The following is a 17662-nucleotide window of genomic DNA, read 5'->3' as shown; positions in this document are numbered from 1 at the left end:
AAAAAAACTTATTCTTATTTAGGACGTTTTTCAATAATGATGTCATCTGCTATTGTATTGCACTATCTGGCTGCTTTGGCTTATCTCGGCTTAGGAATCTCAATTTGGTGGGCTTTATATCAAAAAAAACCACTTACCAAGCGTCCTTTAATGGTTTCTATCATTCTATTTGGCTTAATTATTGTTCAAGGTTTTGCGATTCATCTTGGTATGCTTGCTGACGGTATGATACGAATAAACTGGACTCTTGGACTCTCTTTCACACTTTGGTTGGGTCTAATGATTTATTGGGTCGAAAGTAACTTTATTCGATTAACGGGTTTTTTATTATTACTACTACCTATTGGTTTTATCATTTGCCTATTAGCAGCCATCTTCCCTATTTCAGAACATAGTACTAGTATTACCGTTTACAACAACACATTTATGGTACATCTAGTTATTTCATTATTTGCTTATAGCCTCATTGCACTGAGTGCATTACAAGCATTGATTATGACGGGTTTAGATAACTATTTACATCGTCCACAAAATTTTTCTGATACGAATAGCCTAGTTTCTAGAATCCTAGATGCTCAACCACCGCTAATGGTACAAGAGCGTTTATTATTTCGATTAATTTGGATTGGTTTTACCCTACTCTCCCTCTCAATCTTAAGTGGTATGTATGTATCCATTGACTTAACAGGACAGCTATTACCACATGATCACAAAACTTTTTTCACCCTGATTTCTTGGTTAATTTTTGGGATATTGTTATTTGGTCGAATGATGTGGGGTTGGCGTGGACGCATTGCCTTGCGTTGGACCATGCTAGGCTTTGGCTTACTAATGCTAGCTTATACGGGTACTCGTTTTATTTTTGAAGAATTGATTACAAAATAAGCATCAATTTATTTTAAACCTAAAGGAATTTACATCGATGAAGTTTCTGTTGTTTTTTGCGTTTATTTTTGGTGTACTGGCCTATTTTAGAGCAGCCAAGCGAAAAGAGGCTTATCTTAAAGCACAACAACATCAGCAACTCAAAAAAACGATTACCATGGTCAAATGTGAGTACTGTGGCACACACATCCCTGAACATGAAGCATTGATAAGACATGGTCATATCTGGTGTGATGAAGAACATGAGCGGTTGGGTAGTCATTCAACCACAGCTTAATTATCTTGTAAAGTCAAAGAGACAGGAGTAACTGAATGACAACAAATTCCCCTAGTTTACACTTAGATCGTCATGGTTGGTTAGTACCATCCGCAGGGGTTAGACTTGTTCCCTCTCCTAACTTTAACCAACGTCCTGCTAATGAAGAGGCAAGACTGCTCATTATTCATAATATCAGCCTACCACCGAATAATTTTGGTGGCCCCTATATTGAACAACTATTTACGAATCAATTACAGGTTCCAGACCATCCTTTTTTTCAACAAATTGCTCACTTAAGAGTATCTGCTCATTTTCTCATTCGTCGTACGGGTGAAATTATTCAGTTTGTCAGTACGCAGAACAAAGCATGGCATGCAGGCATTTCAAGCTTTGAAGGAAAAGCAGGCTGCAATGATTTTTCTCTTGGTATTGAACTTGAGGGAAGTGATTATGTACCCTTTACTGATGAACAATATTGTAGCCTAACTGCACTCTCTGCGTTATTACGGTACCACTATCCATTACGTGCAGTGCGTGGACATGAACATATTGCTCCTGTCCGCAAAACAGACCCTGGTCCTTATTTTGACTGGAACCGTTACCGCAGTGAAGGTAAGTGGAGTTGGCGTGAACTCCCTACTCTAGGTTAGAAACACTCTCCCTATGAATCCATACGGATTTGATGCAAGAAGCGTTTGGTTCGTTCGTGTTGAGGAGTAGAAAAAAGTTGCTGCGGTGAGCCTTGCTCAACAATTTCTCCATTATCCATGACAACAACCACATCAGCCACATCAAGCGCAAACTTAATTTCATGCGTTACCACAACCATTGTTCTGCCTTCATTTGCCAATGATTTCATGGTATTTAATACATCTTGCACCAACTCTGGATCTAGTGCAGATGTCGGCTCATCAAACAACATTAGTTCAGGCTGTATCGCAAGTGCCCTAGCAATTCCTACTCGTTGTTGTTGCCCCCCAGATAACTGAAAAGGATATGGTAGCCACCCCCTAAATTAATACAGCTCAAATATAGAAATTTCCTTTAAAATTTAATTGATAATTAGGAGTTTTACAATGAGCAAACGTAAGCGTGAAGAGCAGATCATTGCTTTATTAAAGCGAGCAGAGGCCGGCGAGCCTATCGCTGAACTATGTCGCCAAGAAGGTATTGCTGTTTCCACCTTTTACAAGTGGCGTTCCAAGTATGATGGCCTTGAGGCCTCGGAGCTGAAGCGCCTTAGGCAGATTGAGCAAGAGCACGAGCGGCTTAAGAAGATGTACGCTGAATTGAGTTTGATGGCCCGAATGCAGGAGGAGATTATAAAAAAGCTCTAGTGCCTGTAGAAACACGTAAGGCTTGGGCTCGTGACCTACAGGCAAGGCATCAAGTGAGTATCGTTAAAAGCTGCCAAGCAGTCGGTATTAGCCGCACGGCTTATTACTACCGTAAACGCCAAGTTGACGATAGTTTCGTTGAAGAGGTCTTGCTTAGGCTCACCGAACGTCATCCTCGCTGGGGCTTTGTGAAGTGTTTTGACCGCTTACGCGCCTTAGATCATACATGGAATCATAAACGCGTACAACGCGTCTATCATCAGCTTCGATTACAGCTACGAAGCAAACGCAAACAGCGTTTACCGGCAAGGCATCCGATGCCATTGACGCAACCGGTCATGGCACGAAGCAGTTGGTCAATTGATTTTATGTCGGATGGTCTGACGGGTCGCCGTCGGTTCCGTACACTTAACGTGATAGATGACTTTAACCGTGAGGTGCTAGGCATCGACATAGGGGTGAGTCTGCCCGCTATTCGGGTGACTCGCTTTTTAGATCAGCTTGGGGAAGCCCATGGATATCCGCAGTGTATTCGTACGGACAACGGGCCTGAGTTTACTTCCACAGAGTTCACGCAGTGGGCGCAGCAGCGAGGCATTCTGATTGACTTTATTGAGCCGGGATGCCCTTATCAGAACGCCTATATTGAGCGGTTCAATCGAACCTACCGTGAGGAAGTGTTGGATATGCATTTATTCACGACGCTCGATCAGGTGCGTTGGCATACAGAGGCGTGGATAAACATTTACAATACTGAAAGACCTCATGAGTCATTAGATCGTTTAAGTCCTGTCGAGTACAGGCAGAGAGCATATTCTACTTTAAAGCTGTGTTAAGAATGGGGTAGGTTCACTGTGTCTATACCGTAGCCAATGAAAATGGAGAAAATGAATGAAGATTTTTTTGTTTATCTAAAAAGAACTCCCTAACTTATTAGTTAAGTTAGGGTAGTTTTGTATAAATTGTTCGGTTAGTGCATGTGCTAAATCTATACTAACCGCCATTAGGAGTATCCTCAGGAGGCTCTGACCAGGCTTTTGAACGGATATGATTAGGTAAGGGGCGTTGCCCCTTTTTTTGTAGATGATTCTCAGGTAAAAAATAAGGTGGTTGAGGTACGTTTGTTTCTGCTTGAGTTTGCTTAGACGTGATTAGTGTGTCTTTTTCATTAATGTGCTGGGGTAGCAAAAGATTACTTGGCATTTTAAAAATCTCTGGTATCTAGATAATAAAGTTTTGTTGTAGTATCGTTATCGGCAATTTTATACAACAACACTAAACCTTTTTTATATGACAATCACGATATAGCTTAAGCTTATCATTTTAATTAATAGTCATGATATTTGGAATTTTTGAATAGTATAGGATAAATTAATCCAAACATATCAAATTGTAGAAAATAGTGTTAGCGTTCCCATACAAACTACTTAGTTTGTATGGGATTTTTTTGGTAAAAGTGGTCACTTTTGCCGGCAACTGCCTATCCTGCATTATAGTTTTTTAATGTTTATTTAAACATCATTTAATATACTTAATATAAATTTATCTTAAATTTAATCTAATTTAAATATAATTTAATATTTAATTAATGTTTAAATAATATTAAATAATTACTAAACCATATTAATCTATAGTTAAATTGAACCTACCCCATTCTTAACACAGCTTTAAAGTAGAATATGCTCTCTGCCTGTACTCGACAGGACTTAAACGATCTAATGACTCATGAGGTCTTTCAGTATTGTAAATGTTTATCCACGCCTCTGTATGCCAACGCACCTGATCGAGCGTCGTGAATAAATGCATATCCAACACTTCCTCACGGTAGGTTCGATTGAACCGCTCAATATAGGCGTTCTGATAAGGGCATCCCGGCTCAATAAAGTCAATCAGAATGCCTCGCTGCTGCGCCCACTGCGTGAACTCTGTGGAAGTAAACTCAGGCCCGTTGTCCGTACGAATACACTGCGGATATCCATGGGCTTCCCCAAGCTGATCTAAAAAGCGAGTCACCCGAATAGCGGGCAGACTCACCCCTATGTCGATGCCTAGCACCTCACGGTTAAAGTCATCTATCACGTTAAGTGTACGGAACCGACGGCGACCCGTCAGACCATCCGACATAAAATCAATTGACCAACTGCTTCGTGCCATGACCGGTTGCGTCAATGGCATCGGATGCCTTGCCGGTAAACGCTGTTTGCGTTTGCTTCGTAGCTGTAATCGAAGCTGATGATAGACGCGTTGTACGCGTTTATGATTCCATGTATGATCTAAGGCGCGTAAGCGGTCAAAACACTTCACAAAGCCCCAGCGAGGATGACGTTCGGTGAGCCTAAGCAAGACCTCTTCAACGAAACTATCGTCAACTTGGCGTTTACGGTAGTAATAAGCCGTGCGGCTAATACCGACTGCTTGGCAGCTTTTAACGATACTCACTTGATGCCTTGCCTGTAGGTCACGAGCCCAAGCCTTACGTGTTTCTACAGGCACTAGAGCTTTTTTATAATCTCCTCCTGCATTCGGGCCATCAAACTCAATTCAGCGTACATCTTCTTAAGCCGCTCGTGCTCTTGCTCAATCTGCCTAAGGCGCTTCAGCTCCGAGGCCTCAAGGCCATCATACTTGGAACGCCACTTGTAAAAGGTGGAAACAGCAATACCTTCTTGGCGACATAGTTCAGCGATAGGCTCGCCGGCCTCTGCTCGCTTTAATAAAGCAATGATCTGCTCTTCACGCTTACGTTTGCTCATTGTAAAACTCCTAATTATCAATTAAATTTTAAAGGAAATTTCTATATTTGAGCTGTATTAATTTAGGGGGTGGTTACCCCACCTAATGCCATGTTGGGGCGTTCGTTATTATAAGTCCAGAGCCAAGCAGTCGCTCCGTGTTGAACTTCTTCTAGACTGTCGAAGAGATTCTGGGTTAACCAGTCATAACGTACCGTCCGATTATAGCGCTCGACATACGCGTTTTGTGGGAGGATTACCCTAGCTGCTTCTGAACCTTCTTCTTGACCATACCGAGGAAGCTCGGCACATCATCAAAATATATGTCTGGGTCGAAAGTTTTGTAAAAAGCTTCTTCTAAACAGTCAGCATACTTGAATTCAAAATCAGCTATTTCCTGTATTAATTGATGCAAGCATTCTGCTGAGTTATCTTTAACATAAAAATCAAGCACGAATTCTATGTCATCTGTCCCAAAAAAAAGATCATAGTCTTGATTGAAATATGCTCCAACCAATTGATCGAGGTGAGGATAATCTTCGTGCATATTCTTTATGCCCTTATGCTAAGTTTTAATTTTAGTTCTTCGAAATTGGAAAAGAAGTAAGTACATAATACCATTTTCTTTTGAATTTTCTTTTTACAAGCACTACTCTTATATTTGTTGTATCCACAAAACTTTCTGAGCCTTTTTTAACATAAACCCCTACTTTATAATTTGCTGAGTAATTAAACCTAAGAATACTAGATGATTGTCCACCCCACTGTTTAATTAAGTTCTTATTTGCTTTTAGAGCTTGAGAAATAGCTTTTTCTGCTATATCTAAGTTTGTATATGAGCTTACAGCATTCCTGACTCGTGGATCAGTCTTTGCTCGGTGCAACATCTCAGCATTAGACCTAGCTACATGCTTTGTAAGCGTATGCCCTCCCATAAGCTCATGCTCACTCAACTTAATTCTACCGAAACGAATAGCCCCTACCCTGAAAGCACCAGCAATTCCTAGCCCTACAGAAACTCCAATAGGCACAGCGACATCAATTGTTTTAGCTAAGTTGTGCGCTGTCTCGTCATCAGCACCAAGCTCTTTGGCAAGTATTGCTGCGGCTTTGTATGTAGAAGAATTTGTTTCAACTCCCGTCCAAAGTTGGTTTGCGCCAGTTGTAATAGTATCTATACTATGAGCTGCTAGAGCAACACAAGCTTTACGAGCACGCACTCGGCAAAGCCCTACAGATCCTATAAGCTCTAGCGCACCAAAAAGAAGAGAGCCAGCTCCCCACAACCTATTTGATATTGTTTCCCCCTCACTGACAGATTGGTCTGATAAAACAGCAGTCAACTGTACTGGAGTTAGCACAAATTGCAAACCTTCTTCACTTTGCATAAGATTTTCCAGAAAATATGAGTTTTGGATATCCAAGAGAATCGGTAACGAATCGGTAACATAAGTACCTAGCTCTAATAGATTACCCAAAAAGCGTGTCAACCTTATTACAAAAACAATAAGTCAAAGCAGGCACCCTCTCAAACGTTTAAAAAGTATTTACTACTTTCATGTCTCAGCTTAAACAATGATCTACAAAAGCTCTGCCACCACATTTTCTTAAAAGCTAAAAACAGTTGATAATAGCCACTTGTGGCGTTTCCGGCCCAGCCGGAACTTGTTAAAACGGGGTCGTTTTAACGGCGTTAGCCTATCCCGCATCTAGTCATTAATTCTCTTCTTCCTCATTAATTTACATATAATTTTTTAATTTATTTTAATTGCTATTTATTTATTTTTATTTTTGTTTTAATTGTATTTAAATCAGGTTTAAGTAAATAGAATGACGATTTAATTAACTTTATCTTTTTATATATATTTTTATATTTATTATAAATGTCTTATAATTATGTATAAAATTTTTTTAAGTGTTTGGAGGTGTGATTATGCATGATGTGGACAAATATATAAGTGAAGTTATGAGCAAAAAAGCTCACTCTAAAAGAAGTAAACTTGCTCAGTATCAACAGCAGATTTTAAAAATGAGGACTGCGGGGCTAACTTATGCTGAGATACAAGAATACTTATCCAGGTGCGGAGTTAACGTCACAATACCTGCAATCCGGTACCGATGTAATCAATTGTTGAAAGTAAAAACCTCAACCGAAAAATTGCCCGCTGAACCGACTGCTCCAAGCAGCACAGTTACAATAAAGAAAACAACAGCGTTAACCGAAAAAAAATCTAAAGATGGGTGGCAAAAACCCGAATGGGCGACAGTTAATGTAGATATTAATAAATATATTTAATACACTCGGTTTTAAATCGGATCACTCTCAAATCTCTGTAAACATACCTACATCCTCAGTAGATGTTAGCCATCAAATTGCCGAGCGAGATAAACGAACGACTAAACGACTTAGCAAAAAAGACAGGTCGTACAAAATCTTTCTATGCTCGAGAAGCGATCCTGAAGTATTTGGAGGATTTAGAGGATATTTATTTAGCCGAAAAAGAGCTAGAACAAGTCAGAGCCGGCAAATCAAAAACTTACTCAGCTGAAGAAGTAAGTAAAGATATTGAATCTTCTTAAATTTAAATTAATATTTTTATTAACCCCTCTAAGACGGGCTAGACGACTTTAAACCACTCTTGTTCTACCCTATTCCTCAATAAACTCAAAAAAACCGCTCAAATCGCCTAAAAAGGGCTTTGTTTTAGATTCAAAACTAAAAGCTCTACGACTAAAATTAAAAACTTCATAAATTCTCAAAAAAAAAAAAAAGAAAAATCACTTTAGAAATTGAGTTTTTGCTAATTCATGGCTTTATTTATCAGATAGGAAAAGGCGACTTTTTCCGTCAATATTAAAAATTTAAAAATCTTGAGCTTTTAAAAAAAACGTTCTTTCTAAAAAAAAAGTAAAAAATCTAAAAAATAATTTTTGAAAACAATCTTTAAAAAAGCGAAGCTTCCTTTCCCTTTCTGATAATAAAACTGAACCTACCCCATTCTTAACACAGCTTTAAAGTAGAATATGCTCTCTGCCTGTACTCGACAGGACTTAAACGATCTAATGACTCATGAGGTCTTTCAGTATTGTAAATGTTTATCCACGCCTCTGTATGCCAACGCACCTGATCGAGCGTCGTGAATAAATGCATATCCAACACTTCCTCACGGTAGGTTCGATTGAACCGCTCAATATAGGCGTTCTGATAAGGGCATCCCGGCTCAATAAAGTCAATCAGAATGCCTCGCTGCTGCGCCCACTGCGTGAACTCTGTGGAAGTAAACTCAGGCCCGTTGTCCGTACGAATACACTGCGGATATCCATGGGCTTCCCCAAGCTGATCTAAAAAGCGAGTCACCCGAATAGCGGGCAGACTCACCCCTATGTCGATGCCTAGCACCTCACGGTTAAAGTCATCTATCACGTTAAGTGTACGGAACCGACGGCGACCCGTCAGACCATCCGACATAAAATCAATTGACCAACTGCTTCGTGCCATGACCGGTTGCGTCAATGGCATCGGATGCCTTGCCGGTAAACGCTGTTTGCGTTTGCTTCGTAGCTGTAATCGAAGCTGATGATAGACGCGTTGTACGCGTTTATGATTCCATGTATGATCTAAGGCGCGTAAGCGGTCAAAACACTTCACAAAGCCCCAGCGAGGATGACGTTCGGTGAGCCTAAGCAAGACCTCTTCAACGAAACTATCGTCAACTTGGCGTTTACGGTAGTAATAAGCCGTGCGGCTAATACCGACTGCTTGGCAGCTTTTAACGATACTCACTTGATGCCTTGCCTGTAGGTCACGAGCCCAAGCCTTACGTGTTTCTACAGGCACTAGAGCTTTTTTATAATCTCCTCCTGCATTCGGGCCATCAAACTCAATTCAGCGTACATCTTCTTAAGCCGCTCGTGCTCTTGCTCAATCTGCCTAAGGCGCTTCAGCTCCGAGGCCTCAAGGCCATCATACTTGGAACGCCACTTGTAAAAGGTGGAAACAGCAATACCTTCTTGGCGACATAGTTCAGCGATAGGCTCGCCGGCCTCTGCTCGCTTTAATAAAGCAATGATCTGCTCTTCACGCTTACGTTTGCTCATTGTAAAACTCCTAATTATCAATTAAATTTTAAAGGAAATTTCTACATTTGAGCTGTATTAATTTAGGGGGTGGCTACCAAATCATGTTAATATGATGTTTATCAGATATAAAACTTTTTGATTTCTGTTTGAGGGCGTTTAATGGTTGATATTGAAGAGTACATGAGAAAAAATCCGTTCAGCACAAAGGATAAAAAATCTAAGCTGTTCCAGTTTGAAAAAGAAATAAAGGGGCTAAGGGAGGCTGGGGCAACTTACGCCTATATCCAAAAATTTTTAGCTGAACATGAAATAAACAGTAGTATCGTAAACATTCGACAATTTTTAATTAGGACAGATAATTTAGAACATAAACAATCCACTCAAGACAAAATAAATAATAAACCAATAAAAACTAATACTGAAAAAACGGAGACGGATAATTCACCAAAAGAACACCCTAAAAGTGATTATAAAGCCCCTAGTTGGTCTCACCCTAATGTAAAATTGGAAAATTTGATTTAAAAAACTTATAGTATTGGTTTTTTTAAGTGACAGGCTTCATCATAATATTTTCTAATATATAAGGAATACCATTCCATCATTTCAATTCGAGCAGGCATATATTCGGTACGGTGATAGGCTCTTCTGACTGAATTCCTTTCTATATGTCCTAGTTGACGTTCAATAATGTCGGGGGAGAAATTGCTTTTTTCATTCAAAATGTCTGTTGCTAGAGAACGGAAGCCATGCGGCGTAGCTATTCCATGATAGCCCATTCTACCCATTAAATAAGACAAGGCATTTTCAGACATATATTTAGTACTGTCATAGCAATTATAAAAAATATACCCTGTTTCCTGTTTGTCTAGTGTTCTAAGCTCTCGGAATAGTGATAATACCCAATCTGAAAGAGGAACAATCAAAGACATTGCTCCTCCTTTAAATTTTTCAGCAGGGATAGTCCATGTCTTTTGGTCAAAATCTATTTCTTTCCATTCAACTTGACGTAAAGAGCCAACTCGAACAAAAGTAAGAATAGTGATGAGCATAGCTATTTTTGTTTGTGCTCTAGCATTGACCGTGATTAATCGTTTAAAAAACTCTGTTAGCTCATCTTCTCGCAAAGCTAACTGATGTTTAGTAGGAGGAATAACGACAATCCCAGTTAACGATAAGATAGGGTTGATAGATAAAGCACCAATTTGAACGGCATAATTCATAATGGCATTAATTCGTTGTAATGTTCGCCTAGTTGTATCACCTAGCCCTTTATTAGATAAATCATTTAACAGATTCATTACTGTAGGTGGCGTAATTTTTTCAATAGGTATATGACCTAAAGCAGGAATAATAAGGCGTTTAATTTGATGTTGAAGATCATGAGCATATTTTTCACTTAGTCGTTTAGAGCGCATCTCAAACCATAACCAACAGTATTTTTCGAAAGTATTTTGCTCTTGTGCTTGTTGTGCTTGTTTTTTTTCTTTTTTCTCTAGGGCTGGATCTTTACCTTCTGTTTTCATGAGTATTGCTTTTTAGTGAAGGATTCTAGCTTCTTTGAGTGAAATATCTGGATATATACCAATAGATAGCGTTTTTGGGGTTTTGTTTATTCGGTAATGATATTGCCAACTCGCACCACCATTACTTCGAATGTTCAAACATAACCCTTTACCATCAAATAATTTTTTTGGGGTTTTTGTTTGAATTGCATTATTAATTTCTTGTTTAATTAAATAAGTATTTAGTTTCATTGTTTAATTTTTATTTATGAAAATAATTCATGTTAAAATAGATTTTTGGCTAAAATTAATCTACCCCCGAGCCATACATAGAGAAAAAACCACAAGTTGCCATTATTCCATTGATTTATAATGATTTTTTTAGAAAAAATCAAAATAAAAAAACCACAAGTTGCCCTAAAAACTCCACAAGTTGGTGGATTCAAAACACAAGTTGGGGGGATAAAAACACAAGTTAGAAATTTTTTATGAAAATAATTCATGTTCAAATGGTTTTTTTCATTTTTACAAAATAAAAATAAAAACAAACTAAATCTGTGTAGGTAAAAATCTAACTTGTGTAGGTAAACCAATGATAATTTACCTACATAATTTAATCAATAGACTTAAATTTAATTAAAGTAAAATAAAGGAAAAGAAAGGAATTTTTATTTTAACTAGTTGTTTTTATTGATATTTTTAAACTATTTTGAATAAAAATAAATTGTTTTGAATTTGTTGATGGTGCCTGAGGCCGGAATCGAACCGGCACGCCTTGCGGCGGGGGATTTTGAGTCCCCTGCGTCTACCAATTTCACCACTCAGGCTTGAGAGGAAAGAAAGTAATTATAATCCTATTTTTTCTAGCTGTCCAAATTTTTTAACATTTTAATAAAAAGCATAAACTATTTTTGACTACTTGCCCCTCTTTATACACTTTATATCTAGCAAAGAAAAGCGTAAAATAATCCCACGATTAAAGATTACAGAATTTACGCTATACACTCATATCATTCATGATTGTCAAAAAACTCCCCTATAAGATTGGCTCTCTATCGCAATTGCTATTACAACTCGCCATCTTGTTTGCCTTTTGGTATGTTGGTTACTTCATCTCTAGTTATTTTAACTTGTCCCTTTCTGCGGGTGTAACAGGCTTATTTCTCATGCTTTTCGCATTATTACTAGGGGTGATGAAATTATCTTGGGTAAGAACTGGAGCACATTGGGCATTAGGGCATTTGGTCCTGCTATTTGTCCCCTGTGTTATTGGTTTAATGAACTATAAAACGTTATTACTCACGGATGGTTGGAAACTTATTATCGCTGTGGTTATTGGTACAGCTACTGTTATGATTGTCACGGGGTACAGTGTGAAATTTGGATTTCTGTGTGAAGAAAAATTAAAAGCCTATCTGAAAAAACAAGGCAGACCATAATGAATACTATCGCTCTTATATGTTTACTGCTAACAATAGTAATTTATTTACTCTGCAAGAAACTCTATGCACGTTATCCTATTCTTGTGTTTACCCCCATTATTCTGATTTCTACCATTATATTTATAGGGTTGGCGATTTTTGATATTTCCTATCACGAGTACATCACCTACAATCAATGGTTAATTTGGCTGTTAGGTCCTATCACTGTTGCTTTTGCGATTCCTATTTATGAATATCGCTATTTAATTTTAAAACATACCATCTCTATTGGTATTGGCGTGGTGCTTGGGATGTTAGTGGGGGTATTGATTGCCTATGGATTTTCACGCTTATTCGGTTTTAATGATGAAATCACCCATAGTCTAATGGCACGTTCTATTTCCACCCCTTTTGCGATTGAATTAGCTAAAAGCACCAAAGGTTCAGCTGAACTGGCCACCGCTTTTACAATGATGACAGGTATCACGGGCGTAGTGATTGGTGATTTTGTCCTCGGATGGATTAAATTGGACTCTCATTTTGCACAAGGGGCGGCATTTGGTAATGCGGCGCATGGATTTGGTTCTGCCAAAGCCATGCAAAGACATCAAGAAGAAGGGGTTATCGCTAGTTTAACGATGGTAGTAGCTGGCTTATTCATGGTCTTAGTAGGACCTTGGCTTATTACGTCCTTAACCACCTAAAGAATAAAGAGGAGAATCGTTTACTGTTTCGGAACAGACTGACGCTTATTTTCTGGGACATAAATCATTCTGCCATCATTTAAGCGATAAGTAATGCCTGCTCGCAATCCCTCTCCCTCACCCATTTCACCATTAGACTCGTAACGTTTAAGCTCTTTGCCCTCTTTTACCATAATTTTCATCGTCTCTTTTCCAGGATTCTCAACTACCACCACATCTTCGTTTGAAAATGGATTTAAGGGATTCTGTGCGATAGTGACCATTAATACACCAATAATCACTAGAAAAAGGTCTATCAGATTGACCACTGATAGCATAGGATCATTATCTTCTTCATCAAGGAATCGCATTATTTATCCCCATGCTGTTGTTCAAATTGGCGTAGATCTTCTAGTAACCAACGACGACGTATATTCAGTATAAAAAAACAAATACTCGCCGCAATTAACGCTAAAATAACCGCGGAGAAAGCTGTCACCATATTTTGTCCCACAGCACTTGCATCGTTTGAACCTAACGCTAATAATGCTGGTCCCATAGGAATCATCGTTGCTATTAAGCCTAACATAGGTGCAGTCCTAGCAATAATTTTCAAGCCTTCAAGCTTTTTCATAATCCACAGCTCTATATCATCACTGCTCTTGATTCCATATTTAGTTGCATAATAGTTTAAAGGTGAAATATAGTTGCTTGACTGACGTTGTAACCACTCAAACAAAAATCCTCCTAACATCCATAACGCATAAATAAGAGCAATAGCAATTAGGAGTAATACAGGGACTAAAAACACCCTTGAAACCTCATATAAATTTGCTTCGATTTGACTAATAAATTCCATGTTTATCACTTTACTAACTGTTGATATCGTTTCTGTTTAAACCATTGTGTTGCCATACCAGCAGCAATCATCAATAACATACCCCATAAGACCCACTTTGACTGCTGCTGTTTTGGGGTCACCACTTCCTGTAATACTTGTCCATGTACTTGTTCAGATGATGTTTGCGGCACAACCTCACTAGAGGAGTTTGGTGAAGTTTGCGTTACCTCAGGTATTGCTCCTTCATTGAATCCCACTCCTTTGGCTATTTGTTCAATAAACGCTTTTGTTTTTGGTGCCCCTATTGTCACGCCATGATTATTTTCTAAGTCGTGCCAACGCTCTACTAACGCCTGTTGCGTTTCTTTACTTGCTTGCCAATAACCTTTACGAATCGCCTCTATCATTTTTTCAATCATTTGTGCTTGTGCCGTTGGATTGTGTTGCTCAAACCATTTATTCATATCTAATTGATATTTATCTTGAATATACACATCCATCATTGCCTGCCACTGGTCATCACGTACACTACGCTCATCCATCACTTGCCAGCCAAATAAATTATTATTGACATTTACTATCGCCACGGTACCCGCATATCCCTCCGCTTGCATGGACTTAATCCACTGTGGGTTTAGATAACGTACGCGCATTTCATCACTGAGAAACTGCTCAAGCCCCTTTGTTTTTGGTTGCTGCTGACGCAAATCAGAAATCATTAACTGAGGCGCCTTACCATCAAGATGTTTTATCGCTGATGATAATCCTCCTAAAAACTCAAATGGATGATCTGTCGATAACACACCATGAACATTTGATGATCTAGCCATTACGGCCATATCAGTTCCTTTTAACTGCTCTGCAAATAAATTTTCACTCCCTGCTGATTGACCCCAATGGTCTTTACCAAAACTATATTGAAGGCTCTTTAAAAATTGTTGTGCTAATGCACTATCATCATCCCACTCTGTAGAGTGCATCGCCAAATGTGGAACACCTGTCCCATATTCTCCAGGGGAATTACCAAAAAGACGTCTGCCAGCCATGAGTAATGCCTCTTTTTCAGGCAACCCTTTTTTGATCAATTCAGACGCAATACTTTTTGTATTGTCTGCGACTAAATTATTCTGCTCATCTAAGAGTGATAATTTTTGTATCGCCTCATCCAATAAACGTATATACGAATCAAACTGATCCCGATAGACTCCTGTCACTTGCACAACAACATCAATCCGTGGGCGATTTAATTCTTGCGTTGGAATAATCTCCAATGCTATCAATTTGCCAGCTGGATTCCAAACAGGACGTAAGCCTAATGCATAGAGTATTTGAGACTCTGTAATACCCATATGTCTTATGGCTTCTGATGACCATAAACTGAAGGCTAATTTCTTGGGGTACGCCTGCTGATGAGCATCTCGATAAGAGTTGACTAGTTGAGCAAATGCTTGTTCTGCTGACTCATAAGCTGCTTTTGTCGGAATCTTGGTTGCTTCAAACGCATAGAGATTTTTACCGCTTTCAATATCTGGTTGACGAATAGGATCCCCTCCGTTACCTGCAGGTACAAATTCTCCAGATAAAGCCGACAACAATGACTCTAATTCATGGGTATTTTGCAATCGTTGATAATTTTCTTGTGCTGTAGCGGTAAAAGGGGCTAACTCTGGTGCAACGCTTTCTCCATTAATCATTTTTTCTACCGCTAAATAAGCAGGATGTTGAGTTAGCTTATCAACATTATCGAATAATCGTTCTTCATAATTTAAGTTTAAAGCATTATAAAAACTTTCCCCTAATTGCTGCATCACCATTGTAATTAAATGGGATTTATCTGCTTCTTTTCCAAACGTATGTAACCCAAGCGGTGTAGCAACATTCGCCATCTCATGTAAATGATCATGTAACTGTGCCAGATAGTCTGCGAATTTTGCTTGCATATCTTTTTCTTGCCATTGCATATCATTAGATAGCTTACTGTTTATACTTAAAGTAATAATATTCTGCTTTAATTGCTCTTTGGTCATCCCATCATCTGCTTGCTCATATTGATGGATAAGCTCATGTATATCACGCAATTCCTCATATAACCCAGCAGGAGAAAATGGAGGTGTCTGATGACTAATAGTAATCGCTCGACCGCGACGTTTAGCCTGTATTGCCTCGCCTACATTATCTTGGATATATGGATAAAAAATAGGTAAACCTCCTGCTGTTAACCATGAATAATCTTCGGCAGCAAGTCCTCTATCTTTCCCGGGTAGCCACTCTTGCGTACCATGTGTCCCTAAGTTAATTAAGGTATGTTCATTTTCTTGCAGATAAAGAAAAGCTGCCATATACCAATGGTCAGGAATACTGTGTGTATCATGATAATGTTGTTTATTGTTATGCAAATGTCTTGCCAGTTGTGGTAACACCGTAATATTCCCTATTTGCCAGCGAGGGATCAGAAAATAACGCTTACCCTCCACTTCTCTAATAGCTGGATGGTCTGCTAGACGTCCATTATGAAGTAATTCATTTTTACGATAAGAGGGTAACTGATTAAGCCATTGTTCATATTTATCAACTGGATATAAGGCTACCAATCCTTGTTGTCTTAACTCATCAAGCAATGTTGGTTTATAAATAGCACTTAACAAGCGCTGTGCTGTTTTAATCACATTTTCTTCGCTCAAATTGCCTTCAACGTAATAAGCATGATTTTTTAAGGCTTGTGTAATCGACACAATGCTAGTAGGTACATTTAAATTGGATGCGCCAATATTTTTATCCCCTTCAGGATGATTCCAAAACATAATGGCAATTTTTTTATCCGCATTCTTCAGATGTTTAAGTACTAGCAAGTTTTTCAACTTCGTAATTAAAGCATGCGCCTGTGTCGGAATAAGACGCTCTTTACCTTGTGATGTTGCTGATAGTACGATAGGATCACTCAATCCCCAACTCTCAGGGATAGATAAAAATAACGCTGTGGTATTCGCATTAACTCCACTCGCTGCATTTGCCCATTGAGCCAAGGAACCCTCCCTAAACTTCAACGTTTGTATGACAGGAATATTCATTACTTGAAAATCTTTTTTCAGTTGTTCGCCATTTTGTAGATGCGTCATATTGACCAATACATCTACATTATTCTTGCCAACAATCTCTACCAAGCTTCGCTTTCCGTTCGACCAAAATACAATAGGCATCATATGATGGGCTTCACTACGTGCCACTAACTCATCAATATTCTGTGTCAACATATCCCCAATTACTGAAGAATGCGTTAAAAATCCCACCTTACCAGTCACTGTTAAATGCTGTTGTTTTTGGTAGGATTCATACCACCTGAGGTATTCTTGGATAGAGTAAAAGAGTTGTGGCGCATCAGGATGATAAAAAGCACTATCAGGAACACGCTCTGGCATTACCAACAAATCATTATCAATTTCTTGATTCAGCAACGTTAATTTAAGTAGTTGAAAAAAACGTTGGTAGTTTCTCTCTCCACCTGATTGATATAAAGCCGTTAATACTTTTACGATAGATGTATCCAAACTACTCTCTGGTCGCCCACCACCTATCATTAGATAAGGGTTATTTTGTTCTGTCCGAATTTTTTCCCAAACAGATTTAAACTGTGCACGATCATTAGGTCGAGGAGTATCAAAAATAAGCACGTCATTATTATCTATTGGGACGTTTAATGAAGAATTTTTTTGACCTAGCTGTTGAGACACTAATTTTATCCCTTGTTGCTGGGCTATCTTACTCAAATGCATATATTTTTCTTCCGATACAAACGTAGTATGCAACATATGTACCGTCGGCAATGTCTGCCCTTGAGTCAGGGTATGCCAACATAAGAAAAACACACTAAAAATACCTAATAGCAAGCGTGGTATCTGCATTGTTATTAACACTCCTCTCCAAC

19 protein-coding genes, 1 tRNA gene and 2 pseudogenes are annotated in these 17662 nt (G+C 38.7%); 9 read left to right on the top strand and 13 right to left on the bottom strand.

The features are described 5' to 3' along the window. The first annotated feature begins 36 nt into the window (after positions 1-36). The 3 genes from BQ4443_RS07075 to ampD are packed head-to-tail and all read left to right on the top strand — an operon-like array spanning position 37 to position 1794. Entirely contained in the window at positions 37-885 is an 849-nt protein-coding gene (locus BQ4443_RS07075; RefSeq protein ID WP_023952692.1) for a cytochrome C assembly family protein, read from the top strand. A gap of 37 nt (positions 886-922) precedes the next feature. After that, positions 923-1162: a PP0621 family protein gene (locus BQ4443_RS07070; RefSeq protein WP_023952694.1), complete on the top strand. Its 240-nt coding sequence runs from the start codon at positions 923-925 to the stop codon at positions 1160-1162. A gap of 35 nt (positions 1163-1197) precedes the next feature. Further along, positions 1198-1794, top strand: coding sequence for a 1,6-anhydro-N-acetylmuramyl-L-alanine amidase AmpD (ampD, locus tag BQ4443_RS07065; protein WP_071058462.1), 597 nt, complete (start codon positions 1198-1200; stop codon positions 1792-1794). An 11-nt stretch (positions 1795-1805) separates the two neighbouring features. Here ampD and BQ4443_RS07060 read toward each other — a convergent pair. Beyond that, a pseudogene (locus BQ4443_RS07060) lies at positions 1806-2141 on the bottom strand (ATP-binding cassette domain-containing protein); the annotation flags it as partial. A gap of 79 nt (positions 2142-2220) precedes the next feature. Here BQ4443_RS07060 and BQ4443_RS07050 point away from each other — a divergent pair. Further along, positions 2221-3317 (top strand): IS3 family transposase gene (locus tag BQ4443_RS07050; RefSeq protein ID WP_371128767.1). Its coding sequence is split into 2 segments (ribosomal slippage): positions 2221-2467 and positions 2467-3317, totalling 1098 coding nucleotides; the frame shifts between segments, so codons are not numbered across the junction. Positions 3318-3474: 157 nt separating this feature from the next. On the opposite strand, the gene BQ4443_RS07045 is transcribed toward BQ4443_RS07050, so the two are convergent. The 5 genes and pseudogenes from BQ4443_RS07045 to BQ4443_RS07025 form a co-directional block, all read right to left on the bottom strand. Then, positions 3475-3684 (bottom strand): hypothetical protein, encoded by a 210-nt coding sequence (locus tag BQ4443_RS07045; RefSeq protein WP_071058461.1) that lies wholly within the window; start codon positions 3682-3684, stop codon positions 3475-3477. Positions 3685-4137: 453 nt separating this feature from the next. Next, positions 4138-5234 (bottom strand): IS3 family transposase gene (locus tag BQ4443_RS07040; protein ID WP_371128767.1). Its coding sequence is split into 2 segments (ribosomal slippage): positions 4138-4988 and positions 4988-5234, totalling 1098 coding nucleotides; the frame shifts between segments, so codons are not numbered across the junction. A 62-nt stretch (positions 5235-5296) separates the two neighbouring features. Beyond that, positions 5297-5461 (bottom strand): annotated as a pseudogene (locus tag BQ4443_RS12175) (transposase); the annotation flags it as partial. An 8-nt stretch (positions 5462-5469) separates the two neighbouring features. Continuing rightward, positions 5470-5760 carry a contact-dependent growth inhibition system immunity protein gene (locus tag BQ4443_RS07030; protein ID WP_023953550.1) on the bottom strand — a complete coding sequence of 97 codons (291 nt, stop codon included), beginning with the start codon at positions 5758-5760 and terminating at the stop codon, positions 5470-5472. Positions 5761-5791: 31 nt separating this feature from the next. Next, positions 5792-6601 (bottom strand): RNase A-like domain-containing protein, encoded by an 810-nt coding sequence (locus BQ4443_RS07025; RefSeq protein WP_023953548.1) that lies wholly within the window; start codon positions 6599-6601, stop codon positions 5792-5794. Between the two features lie 545 nt (positions 6602-7146). Between BQ4443_RS07025 and BQ4443_RS07020 the strand changes: the two genes are divergently transcribed. Together BQ4443_RS07020 and BQ4443_RS07015 are read left to right on the top strand one after the other, a co-directional pair. Beyond that, on the top strand, positions 7147-7509 hold the full coding sequence (locus BQ4443_RS07020) for a hypothetical protein (protein ID WP_023953546.1): 363 nt from the start codon (positions 7147-7149) through the stop codon (positions 7507-7509). A gap of 62 nt (positions 7510-7571) precedes the next feature. Then, positions 7572-7793 (top strand): type II toxin-antitoxin system RelB family antitoxin, encoded by a 222-nt coding sequence (locus BQ4443_RS07015; protein WP_023953544.1) that lies wholly within the window; start codon positions 7572-7574, stop codon positions 7791-7793. Between the two features lie 421 nt (positions 7794-8214). Here the strand turns inward: BQ4443_RS07015 and BQ4443_RS07010 are convergent. Further along, positions 8215-9311 (bottom strand): IS3 family transposase gene (locus BQ4443_RS07010; RefSeq protein ID WP_371128767.1). Its coding sequence is split into 2 segments (ribosomal slippage): positions 8215-9065 and positions 9065-9311, totalling 1098 coding nucleotides; the frame shifts between segments, so codons are not numbered across the junction. 141 nt (positions 9312-9452) lie between these two features. Here BQ4443_RS07010 and BQ4443_RS07000 point away from each other — a divergent pair. Next, on the top strand, positions 9453-9815 hold the full coding sequence (locus BQ4443_RS07000; protein WP_023950653.1) for a hypothetical protein: 363 nt from the start codon (positions 9453-9455) through the stop codon (positions 9813-9815). A 5-nt stretch (positions 9816-9820) separates the two neighbouring features. Here BQ4443_RS07000 and BQ4443_RS06995 read toward each other — a convergent pair whose 3' ends face one another. The 3 genes from BQ4443_RS06995 to BQ4443_RS06990 form a co-directional block, all read right to left on the bottom strand. Further along, entirely contained in the window at positions 9821-10816 is a 996-nt protein-coding gene (locus BQ4443_RS06995) for a tyrosine-type recombinase/integrase (protein WP_052019299.1), read from the bottom strand. 12 nt (positions 10817-10828) lie between these two features. Continuing rightward, complete coding sequence (locus tag BQ4443_RS12170; RefSeq protein ID WP_052019297.1) at positions 10829-11047, bottom strand: Arm DNA-binding domain-containing protein; 219 nt, start codon at positions 11045-11047, stop codon at positions 10829-10831. 490 nt (positions 11048-11537) lie between these two features. Continuing rightward, a tRNA-Leu gene (locus tag BQ4443_RS06990) sits at positions 11538-11622 on the bottom strand. A 189-nt stretch (positions 11623-11811) separates the two neighbouring features. On the opposite strand from BQ4443_RS06990, the gene BQ4443_RS06985 reads away from it, so the two are divergent. Then, positions 11812-12234 (top strand): CidA/LrgA family protein, encoded by a 423-nt coding sequence (locus BQ4443_RS06985; RefSeq protein ID WP_023950651.1) that lies wholly within the window; start codon positions 11812-11814, stop codon positions 12232-12234. After that, complete coding sequence (locus BQ4443_RS06980) at positions 12234-12920, top strand: LrgB family protein (RefSeq protein WP_023950649.1); 687 nt, start codon at positions 12234-12236, stop codon at positions 12918-12920. Before BQ4443_RS06985 ends, BQ4443_RS06980 begins: the two co-directional genes overlap by 1 nt. A 20-nt stretch (positions 12921-12940) precedes the next feature. Here BQ4443_RS06980 and BQ4443_RS06975 read toward each other — a convergent pair whose 3' ends face one another. The 3 genes from BQ4443_RS06975 to cobN are packed head-to-tail and all read right to left on the bottom strand — an operon-like array spanning position 12941 to position 17639. After that, positions 12941-13270: a DUF2149 domain-containing protein gene (locus BQ4443_RS06975; RefSeq protein ID WP_023950647.1), complete on the bottom strand. Its 330-nt coding sequence runs from the start codon at positions 13268-13270 to the stop codon at positions 12941-12943. Then, positions 13270-13758, bottom strand: coding sequence for a MotA/TolQ/ExbB proton channel family protein (locus BQ4443_RS06970; protein ID WP_023950645.1), 489 nt, complete (start codon positions 13756-13758; stop codon positions 13270-13272). Before BQ4443_RS06970 ends, BQ4443_RS06975 begins: the two co-directional genes overlap by 1 nt. Positions 13759-13763: 5 nt before the next feature. After that, on the bottom strand, positions 13764-17639 hold the full coding sequence (gene cobN, locus BQ4443_RS06965; protein ID WP_023950643.1) for a cobaltochelatase subunit CobN: 3876 nt from the start codon (positions 17637-17639) through the stop codon (positions 13764-13766). Positions 17640-17662: the final 23 nt, after the last annotated feature.

The sequence above is a fragment of the Pelistega sp. MC2 genome (assembly GCF_900099475.1).
Taxonomy (GTDB): Bacteria; Pseudomonadota; Gammaproteobacteria; order Burkholderiales; family Burkholderiaceae_B; genus Taylorella; species Taylorella indica.
This window is presented reverse-complemented; position numbering and strand designations above follow the sequence as displayed.

Bases quoted from the DNA above. Each gene is read 5' to 3' on its own strand.
- BQ4443_RS07075 (WP_023952692.1), top strand. From the start codon at position 37: ATGATGTCATCTGCTATTGTATTGCACTATCTGGCTGCTTTGGCTTAT.
- BQ4443_RS07070 (WP_023952694.1), top strand. From the start codon at position 923: ATGAAGTTTCTGTTGTTTTTTGCGTTTATTTTTGGTGTACTGGCCTAT.
- ampD (WP_071058462.1), top strand. From the start codon at position 1,198: ATGACAACAAATTCCCCTAGTTTACACTTAGATCGTCATGGTTGGTTA.
- BQ4443_RS07045 (WP_071058461.1), bottom strand. From the start codon at position 3,684: ATGCCAAGTAATCTTTTGCTACCCCAGCACATTAATGAAAAAGACACA.
- BQ4443_RS07030 (WP_023953550.1), bottom strand. From the start codon at position 5,760: ATGCACGAAGATTATCCTCACCTCGATCAATTGGTTGGAGCATATTTC.
- BQ4443_RS07025 (WP_023953548.1), bottom strand. From the start codon at position 6,601: ATGCAAAGTGAAGAAGGTTTGCAATTTGTGCTAACTCCAGTACAGTTG.
- BQ4443_RS07020 (WP_023953546.1), top strand. From the start codon at position 7,147: ATGCATGATGTGGACAAATATATAAGTGAAGTTATGAGCAAAAAAGCT.
- BQ4443_RS07015 (WP_023953544.1), top strand. From the start codon at position 7,572: ATGTTAGCCATCAAATTGCCGAGCGAGATAAACGAACGACTAAACGAC.
- BQ4443_RS07000 (WP_023950653.1), top strand. From the start codon at position 9,453: ATGGTTGATATTGAAGAGTACATGAGAAAAAATCCGTTCAGCACAAAG.
- BQ4443_RS06995 (WP_052019299.1), bottom strand. From the start codon at position 10,816: ATGAAAACAGAAGGTAAAGATCCAGCCCTAGAGAAAAAAGAAAAAAAA.
- BQ4443_RS12170 (WP_052019297.1), bottom strand. From the start codon at position 11,047: ATGAAACTAAATACTTATTTAATTAAACAAGAAATTAATAATGCAATT.
- BQ4443_RS06985 (WP_023950651.1), top strand. From the start codon at position 11,812: ATGATTGTCAAAAAACTCCCCTATAAGATTGGCTCTCTATCGCAATTG.
- BQ4443_RS06980 (WP_023950649.1), top strand. From the start codon at position 12,234: ATGAATACTATCGCTCTTATATGTTTACTGCTAACAATAGTAATTTAT.
- BQ4443_RS06975 (WP_023950647.1), bottom strand. From the start codon at position 13,270: ATGCGATTCCTTGATGAAGAAGATAATGATCCTATGCTATCAGTGGTC.
- BQ4443_RS06970 (WP_023950645.1), bottom strand. From the start codon at position 13,758: ATGGAATTTATTAGTCAAATCGAAGCAAATTTATATGAGGTTTCAAGG.
- cobN (WP_023950643.1), bottom strand. From the start codon at position 17,639: ATGCAGATACCACGCTTGCTATTAGGTATTTTTAGTGTGTTTTTCTTA.